Source organism: Streptococcus sp. HMSC072D05, from assembly GCF_001815805.1.
In the GTDB taxonomy this organism is placed as follows: Bacteria; Bacillota; Bacilli; order Lactobacillales; family Streptococcaceae; genus Streptococcus.
On the sequence record NZ_KV822038.1, the window covers coordinates 599,046 to 614,093 of the forward strand.

Here is a 15,048-nt window from a genome sequence, read left to right on the forward strand (position 1 = left end):
AAAAAAAATAAAAAGAAGACCAAGAATCTTCTTTTTTTCTTTTATTCAGATTTAGTAGTTGACCAGCTACTTTCAACCATCGGTAAGATTGTTTTTAAAGTTTCCCCATCCCCTTCAAGTGAAACATAGCGGATTTTACCATCATTTGATCGGAAGACCCAGGTAACGAGGTATTTCCCTGACTTAGCAATTGCATTGACAACATAGGCTTCATAGCCTCCAATGGTCGATTTGGAGCCCCAAACCTTACTGAAATCAGAGCTTTGTTCTTTGGAAGTTAAAATACTAGATGAGACAGTCACAACATCCAGTTTAGCATATTCTTCTTCGCTGATATTGAACTGCTCAGCCTTAAAGGTATTCAGCGTAACAATGTTGATATCTGTTCCATCACAATACTGTATATCATTTCCACCTTCTACTTCATGGAATCGAACCCATGATTTGGGTACCTTGACAAATCCATATTCATTCGAACCGATGATTTGCGTCTCTTCCTTTTTCGCTTCAGAAACAGCAGAACTAGTGCTATTCGTTTCCTGACTTCTTGAAGAACTAACAACCGCAGTCGAACTTTCTTCGGTTGCTGTTTGCGATTTATTGGAGCATGAAGCTAAAAAAGCACTAACAGTAACTACAGTACCTAAAATTAATAATTTTTTCATCCTACCACCTTTACATCTGCATTATAAGAAAAATAAGGACTTCTGTCAAATTCTAACCTAATCGATTCTGTTAGCTTCCGATTTTATCACTCTCATTTAAAGCAAAAACTCTTGAAAAATCTTCAAGAGTTTTTTTATTTCTATTCTTCATCCATGCTCAAGACGCTAAGGAAGGCTTCTTGTGGGACTTCTACTGATCCGATAGCTTTCATGCGTTTCTTACCAGCTTTTTGTTTTTCAAGGAGTTTGCGTTTACGAGAAACGTCACCACCGTAACACTTGGCAAGTACGTTCTTACGAAGGGCCTTGATATCAGTACGAGCCACGATTTTGTGCCCAATAGCTGCTTGAATCGGCACCTCAAATTGTTGACGAGGGATGATTTTCTTGAGCTTATCCACGATGAGTTTCCCACGTTCGTAGGCAAAGTCCTTGTGAACGATAAAGCTAAGGGCATCAACTTTGTCTCCATTGAGAAGGATGTCCATTTTGACCAGCTTAGATGGACGGTACTCTGACAATTCATAGTCAAAGCTTGCATAACCACGCGTCGAAGACTTAAGCTTATCAAAGAAGTCAAAGACGATTTCAGCAAGTGGAATTTGATAGATAACATTGACACGATTGTCATCAATATAGTCCATGGTCACAAAGTCCCCACGTTTGCGTTGAGCTAATTCCATAACTGCCCCAACAAACTCCTGTGGTACCATGATTTGCGCCTTAACATACGGCTCTTCAATAGTCGCAATCTTGGTTGGGTCTGGGAATTCAGACGGGTTAGACACATCCATAGATTCACCGTCAGTTTGGTTAACTTTATAGATAACAGACGGTGCTGTCATGATGAGATCAATGTTGAACTCGCGCTCTAAACGCTCTTGAATAACATCCATATGGAGAAGGCCAAGGAATCCACAACGGAAACCAAATCCCAGCGCCTGCGATGTTTCTGGTTCAAATTGCAGACTGGCATCGTTGAGCTGCAACTTTTCTAGGGCTTCACGAAGGTCATTGTACTTGTTTGATTCGATTGGATAAAGACCTGCAAAGACCATAGGATTCATCTGCTTATAGCCATCTAGCGGTTCAGCTGCAGGATTGCTTGCTAGGGTCACTGTATCTCCGACACGCGTGTCTTGAACTGTCTTGATGGAAGCCGCAATATAACCAACGTCACCAGTCGCTAGGAAATCACGCCCTACTGCTTTCGGTGTGAAAATACCAACTTCCGTCACATCAAAAGTCTTGCCATTGCTCATGAGTTGAATCTTATCGCCAGGTTTAACAACTCCGTCCATGACACGAACTTGGAGGATAACCCCACGATAAGCATCATAAACTGAGTCGAAAATCAAGGCCTTGAGTGGCGCCGTCACATCACCAGTTGGGGCTGGCACTTTTTCCACGATTTGTTCGAGAATTTCTTCAATACCAATACCAGCTTTGGCAGAAGCTAAGACTGCTTCACTAGCATCCAGTCCAATGACATCCTCAATCTCCGTACGCACGCGCTCAGGATCGGCTGCTGGTAGGTCAATCTTGTTAATGACTGGCAGAATTTCCAAATCATTGTCCAATGCTAGATAAACGTTGGCAAGAGTTTGTGCCTCAATTCCTTGTGCAGCGTCAACTACTAAAATCGCCCCTTCACAGGCAGCGAGCGAACGTGACACTTCATAGGTAAAGTCCACGTGCCCAGGTGTATCAATCAAGTGGAAAATATAGGTCTCGCCATCTTTTGCAGTATAATTGAGCTCAATGGCATTGAGTTTAATGGTAATCCCACGCTCACGCTCAAGATCCATACTATCCAAAAGTTGGGCTTGCATTTCACGACTAGAAACCGTCTCAGTTGCCTCCAAAATACGGTCTGCAAGCGTTGACTTCCCATGGTCAATATGGGCGATAATAGAGAAGTTTCGAATCTTCTCCTGTCGTTTCTTTAATTCTTCTAAGTTCATGCTGCTCTTCCTTTCAGGGTATCTATTAATTATAAATTGTTTTTAACATTTTGACAAGACCATACCCTGCTAGGAGTACTAATCTTCGGCAATAAAGCCATCATTTTCAATAAAGTGGTGTTCTGTCATTCCTTGGTCAGTAAAGATGATTCCATGAAGGACACCACCATATACAGCTCCTCCATCCATACCAATCTTGCCATCCTCTGTTATCCAAAGCTCAGCTGTACCTCGGTCTTGCTTGAGCAAACCATAAACCGGTGTATGCCCAAAGACAATAGTTTTTCCAGTATGGTTAGCCGCTTCGTGGAATGGTTTTCTGAGCCAGACTTTCTTGTAATCAGTCGTTTCATGCCAATCATCCAAGGTCAAATCAATACCCGCATGAACAAAGATATACTTGTCTGTCTCTACTACAAATGGCATTTGACGAATAAATTCGACCAAATCTGCTGCTTCAGTCGCAACACGCTTGGCATCTTCTACGCCATCAACTGGTGCATCCAAGGGACGACCTAAAATAGAGTTAATAGTTGTATCTCCACCATTGCGACGATAATGGTCATAGCTTTCTTCTGGGTCATCGAGCCAAGTCAGAAACATATACTCATGATTACCTGATAAACAAATAGCTCCTTGATTGTCGACCAAGTCTTTGACCATTTCTAGAACACGGCGACTGTCTTCACCACGGTCAATCAAATCTCCTAGAAAGAGCAACTGAGTTTGACCATCCCAGGTCTTGAGCAGATCTTCTAGCATACCTGCTTTCCCGTGAACATCTCCAATTACATAATAGTCCGTCATTTATTTCTCCCTCGTTTGCAATAATTCTCTCGCTTGGGTAAGGGCTGCTTCTGTTACATTCTCTCCTGCTAACATCTTAGCAACTTCCTCTACTCGTTCTTCTAAAGTCAAGAGACGAACTGTCGATACTGTTGAATGTTCGTCACTAATCTTTTCAATAAAGAATTGGTAATCTGCAATCGCAATTACTTGCGGTAGGTGAGAAATAGCTAAAACCTGACCATGTTGGCCAATCTTGTGAATCTTCTGCGCAATAGCTTGGGCAACACGACCTGAGACTCCTGTATCCACCTCATCAAAGACAATACTAGTCTTACCTTCCTTACGAGAAAAGGCAGACTTAATAGCTAGCATGAGACGAGACAATTCCCCACCAGATGCAACTTTGACCAAGGGCTTAAAGTCCTCACCTGGGTTGGTGGAAATGTAAAATTCGACTGCTTCATTTCCTTCACGGCTGAACTTACTCTTACTAAAGCGAACCTGAAATTGAGCCTTCTCCATATAGAGATCTTGCAATTCTTGCTTAATCTCGGCTTCAAGCTGCTGGGCCAAATCATGGCGAGCAGATGCAAGCTGACCTGCCAAATCAACAAGATTAACTTCCAATTTCTTGAGTTCTGCTTCCATATCTTCGGAAGAAAGATTATTTCCAGTCAAGAGATTGTACTCATCCGTAATCTTGGCAAAATAAAGCAGGACATCGTCCACAGTTCCACCATACTTGCGGGTAATAGTATTTATAAGGTCTAAGCGATTTTCAACCTGCATGAGACGATTGCCATCAAAATCCAAGTCCTCAATAATATCTTCCAAACGCTTTGTAATATCTTCTAAAACATAGTAGGTCTCAGACAGAGAACTTGAAATTTCACGGTATTCAGGGTCGTATTCTTCAACACTTTCCATGTCATTCATGGCTGAACGGACATTAGCAAGACTGGAGAATTCCTCATTGTCCAGCATACTGTAGGCATTGGTTAGCGTATCCGCAATATTTTTATGATTGAGGAGTTTATCTCGTTCTTGGTTGAGAGCTAAGTCTTCACCAGCCTGTAAGTTCGCTGCCTCAATCTCTGCCATTTGAAATTCCAACATCTCAATACGAGCCTTATGTTCCTGCTGGTTTTTCTTGACTTCCAAAACCTGCTTGCGCATTTTGCGATAGGCATCAAAGCTCGTCTGATAGGTCTCCTTCAAGTCCAAGAAAGCTGTATCACCAAACTCATCCAACATCTGGATGTGCAGTTGAGGACGCATTAACTCCTCTTGGTCATGCTGACCATGGATATCCACAAGGTGTTGCCCAATGGCACGCAAGACAGAAAGATTGACCATCTGACCATTCACGCGACTAACACTACGACCATTTTGCAAAATTTCCCGGCGGATGATAATCTCATCACCCAATTCTAAACCTTGCTCTTCAAAAAGTTCCTGTAAAAGGCGACTATTTTCAACCGAGAAAAGCCCCTCAATCTCTGCCTTTGGCGCACTGTGGCGAATAACGTCTGTCGTTGCACGAGCCCCCAACATGAGATTCATAGCGTCGATAATGATAGACTTTCCAGCACCCGTTTCCCCGGTCAAAACAGTCATACCCTTTTCAAAATTGAGCGAAATCGCCTCAATAATGGCAAAGTTTTTTATCGAAATTTCAAGTAACATACTGACCTACCATTTTTTGACTTGTTCAACAATTTCTTCAGCTGCCTCTGCTGTTCTAGCTACAATTAAGATAGAATCATCATCAGCTAGACAGCTAAAAATCTGTTCAGGAAATGCTTCGACCAACTGACTCTTCACAAAAATAGTATTTCCAGGAATGACAGCAAGGTTGATCATATTTCCCATTAACTCAGAACTCACAATATTGTCCTCAGCTAACTGCAAGCTTTTGACGATTGATTTTGGCAACTCATAGATATAGGTGTTGTTCTTCAAAGGAATTTTAACAATCCCAAGCTCCTTGATGTCCCTTGAGACAGTGGCTTGGGTAGCAGAAATACCTGCTTCCTTCAAATGCTCAACGATTTCTTCCTGAGTCCCGATTTGATAATCCGTAACAAATCTTCTAATTTTTTCAAGTCTCTCTTTTTTATTCATCTTTAAATTCTCTATGTGCTCTCTCTACAACTTTTTCTATTTCAGGGGCAACTTGATTACTTGCTCCCTCTTCCTTTTTCAAATATGCCAGAAATTCGATGTTTCCATGTCCACCTTGGATGGGAGAAAAGTCCAAACCAAGCACTGAAAAACCTTGCTCAACTGCCATAGCAGTGACAGATTCAAGGACAGTTTGATGAACCTTAGCATCTCGAATGATTCCATTTTTCCCAATCTGCTCACGACCTGCTTCAAACTGGGGTTTGACAAGTGCCACCACCTGACCTTGATCAGCCAAGACACGATGCAAAGCAGGCAAAATCAGACTGAGGGAAATGAAACTCACATCAATACTGGCAAAGCTTGGTTCCTGCTCAAAATCAGTCTTTTCAGCATAACGAAAATTAAACTGCTCCATGCTGACAACCCGCGAGTCTTGGCGTAATTTCCAAGCCAACTGATTGGTGCCAACATCGACTGCAAAGACCAACTCAGCACCATTTTGCAACATGACGTCAGTAAATCCTCCAGTGGAAGCACCGATATCAATCGTGGTCGCTCCATCAACTGACAACCCAAAGACCTGCAAGGCTTTTTCTAATTTCAAACCACCACGGCTAACATACTTGAGTTTTTCACCTTTGAGTTTTAGCTCAGTGTCATCTGGGATTTTCTCTCCTGGCTTGTCAAAACGCTCCCCATTGAGGACTGCTACAACTAGACCAGCCATGACACCGCGTTTAGCCTGTTCTCGTGTTTCAAACAAGCCCTGTTTATAAGCTAGTACATCCACTCTTTCCTTAGTCATTGATTCTCAAACTTTCTACTACTTTCACAATCGGCGCTGTTTCAAAGCTGACTTGCTGGGCAATTTCTTCTAATTTAGCCTCGGCTTGATCCAAAGTTTGGTTACAAAAGGATATAGCCTCCTCCAAGCCCAACAAGGCTGGATAGGTCGACTTTTCTGCCTGTAAATCCTTTTGCGGAGTCTTGCCGATTTCCTCAAAACTAGCGGTCATATCTAACACATCATCTCGAACTTGAAAGGCCAGCCCAATCAATTCACCCACAGTTTTTAGTTTTGCTTGGATTTCAGGCGTTAATTCTGCTATGATAGCTGCTGCTTGGAAGGGATAGGCTAGCAATTTTCCAGTCTTATTGGCATGAATGGTCTGAAGTTCTTTCAAGGACAAGTGCTGGTGTTCGCCTTCCATATCTAAAACCTGACCTGCTACCATGCCTAGACTTCCTGAAGCAAGGGATAGGTTGGCAATCAGGTCCACCTTGATCTGACTTGGCAAATCTGCCTGCGCGATCAAGGCATAGGGATCTAGGAACAAAGCGTCTCCTGCCAATATTGCCATCGCTTCGCCAAATTTCTTATGATTGGTTAAACGCCCTCGACGATAATCGTCATCATCCATGGCAGGAAGATCATCATGAATCAAGCTTCCTGTATGAATCATTTCCAAGGCCGCAGCTACCTGCGCGTGTGCTGGTTTAATAGCGACTTGCAAGGCTTCCAGAACCTCCAACAAGAGAAAAGGCCGAATACGCTTGCCCCCAGCATGAATGGAATAGAGAACGGACTCTCGCAAACTAGAGGCAAACTGCTGGTCTCCATAAAAATCTTCCAAGGCAGACTCGACAAGAGCTAATTTTTCTTGCTTCTTCATTCAAAATCACTTTCTGTTCCGTCTTCTTGCATGACCTTAACCAAGGTCTTTTCAGCCTTGTCCAGCGTCGCTTGGAGCTCTTTTGACAAGACCATTCCCTTTTGAAAGGCGGCAATCGCATCTTCCAAAGCGATTTCACCATTTTCTAAACTTTGGACAATGGTCTCCAGTTCTGCTAGATTTTCCTCAAATTTCTTTTGTTTTGACATCTTTAACCTCTAATTCTACTTGACCATCTCGCATCAAAAGCGTCACTTGGTCTTTTTTCTTCAAACTCTCAACCGAGTCTACTACGGACTCTTCCTTTTTGACAATAGCATAACCACGCGCCACGATTCGACTGGTATCCAACATCAGCAGAGCTTCTGAAAGTCGCTTCACTTCAGCAACCTTGGCATCATAAACCAGCGCCATTTGGCTACGTAGGAGCTTGTCCAACTGGCTTAAGCGATCTTGATAGCGTTGGATTTTGGTAACAGGTGATAATTGGACTAGTTGATGCGTCCTTGCTTGAACTAGCTGTTTATTATCAGAAATCTGTGTTCGCAAACTTTGTTTTAAGCGTAGTTGTAGTTGATCTAACCGTTGCAAATAACCATCATACAAGCGCTCTGGCTGTCTAAAAATCACAGACTGACTGCATTTTTTCAGAGCTTCTTGTTTCTTAGATAGGACATTTCGGACTGCTGTTGACATCCGTTTTTCTTGATTTTGCAAATGAGTCAAAAGATCCAACTTGGTTACAGGTGTTGCCAGTTCAGCTGCAGCTGTTGGCGTCGCAGCACGACGATCGGCCACAAAGTCTGCCAAGGTCACATCCGTCTCATGCCCAACACTAGAAATAACTGGCAAACGAGATTCAAAAATAGCCCGTACCACGATCTCTTCGTTAAAAGCCCAGAGATCCTCGATGGAACCCCCACCACGACCAATGATGAGAACATCTAGGTCCTCACGTTGATTGGCACGCGCAATATTTCGAGCAATTTCCTCCGCAGCTCCATCACCTTGTACCTTGGTCGGATAGAGAAGGATATCAACACCTGGAAAACGTCTGCTGACGGTCGTGATAATATCTCGAATAACAGCTCCACTGCGACTGGTTACCACACCGATTCGCTTAGCAAATTGGGGAAGAGGTTGCTTGAATCTCTCTTGAAATAGACCTTCTTCCGTCAATTTTTTCTTGAGTTGTTCAAACTGAATCGCGAGCGCCCCAACCCCATCAGGCTCAGCTTTTTCAATGATGATAGAGTAGCTCCCGCTGGGTTCATAGATTTGCACACGCCCAATCACATTGATTTTCATTCCCTCTTCGAGGTCGAAACCCAATTTTTGATAAATCCCTGACCAGATGGTCGCTTGAATGACTGCATGGTCGTCTTTTAGGGAGAAATATTGGTGAGTAGGTCGTTTACGAAAGTTGGAAACTTGACCAGTTAAATAGACCCGTTCCAAGTAAGGGTCTTTATCGAATTTCATTTTCAGATACTTGGTCAAAGTTGTTACCGATAAATACTTTTCCATCTCCACCTACTATTCATTTTCTTGCTTTTCCATGGGTATTATTATACCAAAAACATGCTTAAAAATCACCTTTTTCCTACTGAAACTAAAGGAAAAATAGAAAAAGGAGGCTAGGCCTCCTCATCTGATTATTTACTGTTTCGCGCTTCTTCCAAAATCTTTGCAATCTTGGTCGTCAAAAGGTCGATAGCAACGGTATTGCTGACTCCCTCAGGAATGACGATATCGGCATAACGCTTAGTCGGCTCGATAAACTGGTGGTACATAGGTTTAACTACACCTAAGTACTGCTCAATGACACTGTCAAGGCTACGTCCACGCTCCTCCATATCACGCTTGATCCGGCGAATAATACGCACGTCATCATCTGTATCCACAAAAATCTTGATATCCATCAAATCGCGCAGACGCTTGTCCTCCAAGACCAAAATTCCCTCAACGATAAAGACATCTTGAGGCTCCTGACGATAGGTCTTGCTACTCCGTGTATGCGCTGTATAGTCATAAGTCGGGATGTCCACCGGGCGCCCTGCCAACAATTCCTTAATTTGCTCAATCATTAAGTCTGTATCAAAAGCAAAAGGATGGTCGTAGTTGGTTTTGACACGCTCTTCAAAGGTCAAGTGAGACTGATCCTTGTAGTATGAATCATGCTCAATCATGGAAATCTTTTCATCAGGAAAATGCGATAAAATGGCTCTTGAAACACTGGTTTTTCCTCCACCAGAACCACCTGTCACTCCGATAATGATTGGTCTATTTTGCATGCTATCCTCCGTTTTTTTATCCGTCGTCTATTCTATCATATTTTTTTCAAAATTTATAGTCTGGTTTGGATAGTCTAGGGGAAACAAATCCATCCCCACACTCCAGTTAGACTAGCCAAAAACCTTTCTTGGTTTGTAGAAATTGTCCCTTTTTTCTAAAATGGCAAGCAATTTATCACCTTCAAAAGCAGCCAATTCTTTGTCCGTTTGGTCTAGCTCGATAAAACGACCAAAGCGCACTTCTGTAGCCTCTTCTGGACTTAGGAAAACTTTGACAAGGTCCCCTGTACCAATCTCAAGAGGGTGGAGAAAGTCAAGTTGACCAGCCTCAACTCTTTCGGCAATTTCTTCCAAGGTAAGAGCCTCATCTAACTGCAAACCTGCAGCACTGGTACGTGTTAGGTGAGACATATGGGCCGCATAACCCAGCTTCTCTCCCAAGTCAACAGACAAGATACGGATATAAGTCCCCTTACTACATTTCACACGAAAAGTGAATCGTGCAAGTTCGCCCTCATAAGAAATCGGACTCGTCCGCTCAAATTGATAAATGGTCACCTGACGTTCTGGACGCTCCACTTCCTGACCTGCACGCGCATACTCATAGAGCTTGCGACCATTGACCTTGACAGCCGAGTACATAGGTGGAATCTGAGTAATAGGCCCAGTCAGACTCGCAATCGCTTCATCGACAGTGGTTTCATCCAAGGGCGACAAAACAGGAGTTTCTGCGACTACTTCCCCACTAGCATCCTCGGTCGTCGTTGAATAGCCGAGAGTGATTTCCCCCTCATAGACCTTGCCCTCATCCTGCATAAACTCGACCATGCGGGTCGCCTTGCCCACCGCAATAGGCAAAACACCCACTACATCCGGATCCAGGGTCCCACCATGACCGATTTTCTTTGTTCCCAAAATCTTACGCAGTTTAAAAACCGCGTCATGCGAAGTCATCCCCGCTTCTTTTTTTAAGTTAATAATACCGTTCATCTGTTGCTTTCTCACTCTCCCTTCAGCGCATCAAACTTGGCTTTCATAGTTGGGTTTTTTCGGGTCAATTTTTTTACTGAAACATCTTCCAATTTGTTATTGGCGAGGCGGAGTTGGTTTTCGGATGTGGTTAGGAATTTCTTAACCTCTTCCATGCGTTTGATAGCCTTATCAATTTCGTCGATGGCTTTACCAAAGTTAGTTGAAGCTGAATTGTAGTTCTTGGCAAAGGCTAGTTTAAAGGCATCCAAATCTTCCTCAAAGTGAGTGATATCAATGTTTTGTTCACGGACAAGTGCCAACTCTTGCTTATATTTCAAAGAATTAAGCGCAGCATTTCGCAAGAGACCAATCAACTGGATAAAGAACTGGGGACGAATCACATACATCTTTTCATACTCATGACTGACATCAACAATCCCTGTATTAAAGTAGTCGTTATCTGCTTCTAGCATGGTCACCAGAACCGCATATTCGCAGTTTTTCTCCCGACGGTCCTTGTCCAATTCCTTGTAGAAGTCCGCATTCTTGTGCCTTTTCTCTGTCCCATCCGCTTCGTTTTTCATCTCAAACATGATGGAAATAATTTCCACTCCATTTTCATCACATTCACGGAAGATAAAGTCTCCCTTAGATCCACGCGCAGAGACCTTGTTATCCTTCTCAAAGTAGGCATTTGGAAAGGCAAAACTACGAACCTTGTTAAACTCACTCTCTGCATACTGTTCCAAACTTTCCCCGATAGCTTTTGTGGATTGTTGGGCTTTGAAATTCTTATAGAACTCGACCTGTTCACTAGCTGCCTTGAGCTGAGCTTCGTAATTTTGCTTAACAGAAGCCAAAGATAACTCATTTTCCTTTTCCTGCAAGAGGAGCTGGTTTTTGACCTGATCACGCTCTCTTTCTAAATCAGAGAGAGTCTTTTGCAGTTGGTTTTCATGCTCTAAACGCAAGGTCGCCAATTGGTTTTCCAAGGCCTGCACTTCCTTGTCCTTTGCTAATAAGGCCTGATGACTTGTCTGTTCAACCTCTTTCTTAGCCAACTCTTGCTCTGTATCAAAGTTTTGGATTTGACTCTGCAGTTGCGCGATTTCTTGGTCTTTTTGAGCTAGTTTAATCTGTTGCTCATTCATAGCCTTTTGCTCAGCCAAGGCTAGCTCCTGCTTCATGCGATCGTGCAGTTCCTTATCAAATTCTGCCGTTCTCACTTGAGACAAGAGTTCGGCATACTGACTCTCATTTACTGTAAAGACTTCCCCACAGTTGGGGCATTTGATTTCGTTCATAGGGGGTACCTCGTGTTATTCAAAATAAAATATACCTAATCTACTTCTTTAGGGTCTTTTTCATATCTACCGTATTGCTTCTTCTAATAAATTTGCTTCATAAGGAATCAAATTCCTAATTATAAGAGATAAATTTCTTCTTAGATATTGTATTATATGAGAATCTTCAATAAGATTATCAGGTATATTTCTAATTTTTTTTACAGCTGAGCTTGGTACACCATAATCAATTAAAAATTGTAATCTTTCATCAATCTGTTCATTCTCTAATAAAGAGGCAAATACAGAATAGTCCCCAGCAGGCAAACCTAATTTATTGAATACATGTCTTTGTATAGAATCAATCACAGATAAAATTTTAGGTATTTCGTACCCAGCTTCTGTTTTTTGAAATTTCAAAACAAAATCAATGGCACTATTTAAAGGATCTTTTCTTTTTTCAGACAAATAGTATTTATACTGTTCTTCAATAACTTTTCTTAATGATAGATTGACAAATTTAAGCGACATTACAGCTCTACTTTGTACAAAACCGATTCTATCATTTGATTTCAAAAATTTATATCCTAAGTAAAGAGTTTGCCATAATTTATCATAACTAGGTATACCATCCCACCTTAAATAATCTATTCCACCAGTTTTTTGCTCTTTTTCTATAAAGCGATACAAAGACTTCTGACCTTCTACTGAAATAAGATTATTCTTAATAATTTCTAAGATTTCATTATCTAAACCATCTTCTAATCTCTGTTTTCGTTCAATATCTTTCACTTCGTTACTTGAAATATTAATTAAAATTTCATCTGACACAGGATTCTGATCAACACTAGGTACATCAATAGTGAGATGTTCATCTGCAATTTCATCAATAAACACATAAACATTTCCAGTGAAATGTTCATTCATTCTACCAGCCCGACCACGTATATTTGCAAAATCAAAAAAGTCAATTTTATTATCACCTTTATGTTGACTATATACAAACATATTTTTCGCAACTGTGTTCACGCCTTCAATCAATGAAACCGTTGCAAAAAGTACTTTAATTTTCTTTTTATTAAATAAATCAATTTCTGAAGTTACTACATGCCTTGGGAGTGCTCCGTTGTGTGCCCCTACACCATGTTCTAACATTTCTTTTAATTGCCAATTAGGAGATATATTATTATCAATCCATTCAAATATATCTAATTTTTTATTTTCAGTCTCAATCTTATTCTTGCGTAAATAGTCTACATATTCTTTGGCAAGTTTATAGGCTTCATTCGGAGATTTTACATATACAATACTTGATTCTTCTTGTTTATATAGCATTTTAAATAATTTATTTTTTTTAGAGTTACCAGATAATAAATTATTATTTCTATTCCTAACCTCGATGACATTAGTATTTACTAAAGCATAATCTGTTTTAAAAAAAGCAACTTTATACCTTTCTCGGAAAGCCTCCGATAAAGAATCTACAGTAGGAGTTAAGAACATTGCTTGGGTATTATGTTTCATAACTCTTAATAACGCAACATTCAAAGAATCAATTCTACTATCATTTAGACGATTACAAATTTTATAAAATTCATCAATGACAAAAAAATCTATATTGGGAAGATTTGGAAATTCTAACACTCGTTCAGCTGTTAAAATAAAAATATTTTTCTCAAGAACTATTTGACGAGTATTAATTATTAAATTATAATCTCCTTTATACTTTGATAGTTTTTTTCTTGTTTCATCAATTAATGCAAGAGTTGGTTGTATAATTAAGATATTACAGAATTGTTTTCTTGCTACAATCTCTTCGATAAGTAAGCTTTTTCCAAAACTAGTTGGCGCGCTTACAGCTATATTATTTCCATTGGATAAAGCTATTTCTATTTCTTTTTGCTGTTGATGAAAATATATATTTGGAAGATAATCAGATTTAAAAAATTCTGTTTTTATTTGATCCTGAAGTGACAGAGTTAATTGCTCTTCTTGACAAACTTTTTCAATATAATACGGATAAAATCCTGCTCTTCCAATCAAATCAATCCACATTTCTTTTGCGTTATTATTTACATTTTCCCAAATATCTAAGATATGAATTATTACTTTTCTAGCATCAGATGTATCAATAATACTAGAAATATATTTAATAAGTTCAAAATTTTCTTCATAATTTTTTAACTCAGAATATTTTAGAATTTCTTTAATATTTTTCATCCTTGCTGCGCCCCTTTTAATTTTAAATGTAGATCTTTGACAAATTCTTTTTTGTTGTCAATGGGAAATAAAAATAAAAAAATATTTAAATGCTCATTCCACGGATGCTCTTCTATTTTTTTTAACGCTTTTTTTTCTAAAATATTAATCTCTGATTCTAATTTTTTCTTAAATGACTCTTCATCTTCAAACTCTTGCAATGACTTGCTATCAAATCCAGCAAATAATGCAATATTGATATTAGCAAGTTTATCTAAAACTTTTGTTTGGGGATTAATTAATTTTTTCATAAAATCATCAAGTTCTATGTCGCTATCATGAACACGATTTTCTATAATAACAAACTCAGAATCAAAAAATGATATTCTAAAATGTTCTTCTAAATCTTTCATCAAAGCATCAATAGCAGAACTAGATTCAGAATATAATTTAGATTCTCCAATCCACAAGATTTGATTATCAGAATCTACGTGAACTGCATCAAAACCATGCGCTGGTAGCCCCATGCTATCCTTGAAATAGATTTTTGAAATTAAAGCATCAGCATTAAAATATTCATGTAGCAGATGATATAAAAGCAATTCTCCAAACTCACCACGCTTAAGATACTTATCCTCTACTAAATCTGATTCAAGATAGTACCTACTAGCTTCTTGTAATTCTGGTATATTATACATTTTTCTCAATGCTTCCCTCTGAACTTTAGAAATATCCTGAGGTTCTTTGATTCTCTTCATTACATTATGTGATCCGAAAGCAAAAGAAGCAATGTCGTCAAACAATTCGTCATAAAACTTCTTTTTTACTTGTGAAATCTTGCCAAAATCATCTAAATCAAATCCGATATAAAATGTATGAACATTATTACTAATTTCTTTATGTTCAGAATGGCAATGGCTCATTTAGAATTTCTCCTTTTATTTATAATTATTTTTTTCAAAATCAAACTTTACTTTTTAACAATTTCACATAATCACTCTTAACACAACACCATTAAGTGATAAAACGGGAAACTTTCCAACCATTCTAAGTTCTTAAAAATTTTTCATTTTATTTGAAAC

At 39.8% G+C, this 15,048-nt stretch carries 14 protein-coding genes; all 14 read right to left on the reverse strand.

Annotation, left to right across the window (positions count from 1 at the left end; all coding sequences use genetic code 11):
• Window positions 1–41: 41 nt before the first annotated feature.
• The 14 genes from HMPREF3057_RS08750 to HMPREF3057_RS08815 all read right to left on the reverse strand — a co-directional run bounded on the left by HMPREF3057_RS08750 (window position 42) and on the right by HMPREF3057_RS08815 (window position 14,889).
• Entirely contained in the window at window positions 42–665 is a 624-nt protein-coding gene (locus tag HMPREF3057_RS08750; protein ID WP_000734770.1) for a hypothetical protein, read from the reverse strand.
• 140 nt (window positions 666–805) lie between these two features.
• Window positions 806–2,629 (reverse strand): translation elongation factor 4, encoded by a 1,824-nt coding sequence (gene lepA / locus HMPREF3057_RS08755; protein ID WP_049478162.1) that lies wholly within the window; start codon window positions 2,627–2,629, stop codon window positions 806–808.
• Window positions 2,630–2,707: 78 nt separating this feature from the next.
• Window positions 2,708–3,436: a metallophosphoesterase family protein gene (locus HMPREF3057_RS08760; protein WP_070697259.1), complete on the reverse strand. Its 729-nt coding sequence runs from the start codon at window positions 3,434–3,436 to the stop codon at window positions 2,708–2,710.
• Window positions 3,437–5,104 carry a DNA repair protein RecN gene (gene recN, locus HMPREF3057_RS08765; protein ID WP_070697261.1) on the reverse strand — a complete coding sequence of 556 codons (1,668 nt, stop codon included), beginning with the start codon at window positions 5,102–5,104 and terminating at the stop codon, window positions 3,437–3,439. It abuts the gene before it with no gap.
• Window positions 5,105–5,110: 6 nt separating this feature from the next.
• A complete protein-coding gene (locus HMPREF3057_RS08770; protein WP_070697264.1) occupies window positions 5,111–5,542 on the reverse strand; it encodes an arginine repressor in 432 nt (143 codons plus the stop codon).
• Window positions 5,535–6,350, reverse strand: a complete 816-nt coding sequence (locus HMPREF3057_RS08775) for a TlyA family RNA methyltransferase (protein ID WP_070697266.1) — start codon at window positions 6,348–6,350, stop codon at window positions 5,535–5,537. Before HMPREF3057_RS08775 ends, HMPREF3057_RS08770 begins: the two co-directional genes overlap by 8 nt.
• Window positions 6,343–7,218, reverse strand: a complete 876-nt coding sequence (locus HMPREF3057_RS08780) for a polyprenyl synthetase family protein (RefSeq protein ID WP_070697268.1) — start codon at window positions 7,216–7,218, stop codon at window positions 6,343–6,345. Before HMPREF3057_RS08780 ends, HMPREF3057_RS08775 begins: the two co-directional genes overlap by 8 nt.
• On the reverse strand, window positions 7,215–7,427 hold the full coding sequence (locus HMPREF3057_RS08785) for an exodeoxyribonuclease VII small subunit (protein WP_000043226.1): 213 nt from the start codon (window positions 7,425–7,427) through the stop codon (window positions 7,215–7,217). Before HMPREF3057_RS08785 ends, HMPREF3057_RS08780 begins: the two co-directional genes overlap by 4 nt.
• Window positions 7,405–8,745, reverse strand: coding sequence for an exodeoxyribonuclease VII large subunit (xseA, locus tag HMPREF3057_RS08790; protein WP_000417445.1), 1,341 nt, complete (start codon window positions 8,743–8,745; stop codon window positions 7,405–7,407). Before xseA ends, HMPREF3057_RS08785 begins: the two co-directional genes overlap by 23 nt.
• A gap of 128 nt (window positions 8,746–8,873) precedes the next feature.
• Window positions 8,874–9,512, reverse strand: a complete 639-nt coding sequence (gene udk / locus HMPREF3057_RS08795; RefSeq protein WP_001181372.1) for a uridine kinase — start codon at window positions 9,510–9,512, stop codon at window positions 8,874–8,876.
• A gap of 111 nt (window positions 9,513–9,623) precedes the next feature.
• Window positions 9,624–10,502 carry a tRNA pseudouridine(55) synthase TruB gene (gene truB / locus HMPREF3057_RS08800; RefSeq protein ID WP_001013282.1) on the reverse strand — a complete coding sequence of 293 codons (879 nt, stop codon included), beginning with the start codon at window positions 10,500–10,502 and terminating at the stop codon, window positions 9,624–9,626.
• Window positions 10,503–10,513: 11 nt separating this feature from the next.
• The gene (locus tag HMPREF3057_RS08805; protein WP_001002599.1) at window positions 10,514–11,788 is read right to left on the reverse strand and encodes a DUF2130 domain-containing protein; all 1,275 of its coding nucleotides are present in this window, start codon (window positions 11,786–11,788) and stop codon (window positions 10,514–10,516) included.
• A 66-nt stretch (window positions 11,789–11,854) separates the two neighbouring features.
• Entirely contained in the window at window positions 11,855–13,987 is a 2,133-nt protein-coding gene (locus HMPREF3057_RS08810; protein ID WP_070697271.1) for a DEAD/DEAH box helicase, read from the reverse strand.
• On the reverse strand, window positions 13,984–14,889 hold the full coding sequence (locus HMPREF3057_RS08815) for a HamA C-terminal domain-containing protein (protein ID WP_000017579.1): 906 nt from the start codon (window positions 14,887–14,889) through the stop codon (window positions 13,984–13,986). Before HMPREF3057_RS08815 ends, HMPREF3057_RS08810 begins: the two co-directional genes overlap by 4 nt.
• Window positions 14,890–15,048: the final 159 nt, after the last annotated feature.

Excerpts from the sequence above, each read along its gene's own strand:
- HMPREF3057_RS08810 (WP_070697271.1), bottom strand. The coding sequence starts at position 13,987 with ATGAAAAATATTAAAGAAATTCTAAAATATTCTGAGTTAAAAAATTAT.
- xseA (WP_000417445.1), bottom strand. The coding sequence starts at position 8,745 with ATGGAAAAGTATTTATCGGTAACAACTTTGACCAAGTATCTGAAAATG.
- HMPREF3057_RS08780 (WP_070697268.1), bottom strand. The coding sequence starts at position 7,218 with ATGAAGAAGCAAGAAAAATTAGCTCTTGTCGAGTCTGCCTTGGAAGAT.
- HMPREF3057_RS08775 (WP_070697266.1), bottom strand. The coding sequence starts at position 6,350 with ATGACTAAGGAAAGAGTGGATGTACTAGCTTATAAACAGGGCTTGTTT.
- HMPREF3057_RS08805 (WP_001002599.1), bottom strand. The coding sequence starts at position 11,788 with ATGAACGAAATCAAATGCCCCAACTGTGGGGAAGTCTTTACAGTAAAT.
- truB (WP_001013282.1), bottom strand. The coding sequence starts at position 10,502 with ATGAACGGTATTATTAACTTAAAAAAAGAAGCGGGGATGACTTCGCAT.
- HMPREF3057_RS08815 (WP_000017579.1), bottom strand. The coding sequence starts at position 14,889 with ATGAGCCATTGCCATTCTGAACATAAAGAAATTAGTAATAATGTTCAT.
- udk (WP_001181372.1), bottom strand. The coding sequence starts at position 9,512 with ATGCAAAATAGACCAATCATTATCGGAGTGACAGGTGGTTCTGGTGGA.
- recN (WP_070697261.1), bottom strand. The coding sequence starts at position 5,104 with ATGTTACTTGAAATTTCGATAAAAAACTTTGCCATTATTGAGGCGATT.
- HMPREF3057_RS08770 (WP_070697264.1), bottom strand. The coding sequence starts at position 5,542 with ATGAATAAAAAAGAGAGACTTGAAAAAATTAGAAGATTTGTTACGGAT.
- HMPREF3057_RS08785 (WP_000043226.1), bottom strand. The coding sequence starts at position 7,427 with ATGTCAAAACAAAAGAAATTTGAGGAAAATCTAGCAGAACTGGAGACC.
- HMPREF3057_RS08760 (WP_070697259.1), bottom strand. The coding sequence starts at position 3,436 with ATGACGGACTATTATGTAATTGGAGATGTTCACGGGAAAGCAGGTATG.
- HMPREF3057_RS08750 (WP_000734770.1), bottom strand. The coding sequence starts at position 665 with ATGAAAAAATTATTAATTTTAGGTACTGTAGTTACTGTTAGTGCTTTT.
- lepA (WP_049478162.1), bottom strand. The coding sequence starts at position 2,629 with ATGAACTTAGAAGAATTAAAGAAACGACAGGAGAAGATTCGAAACTTC.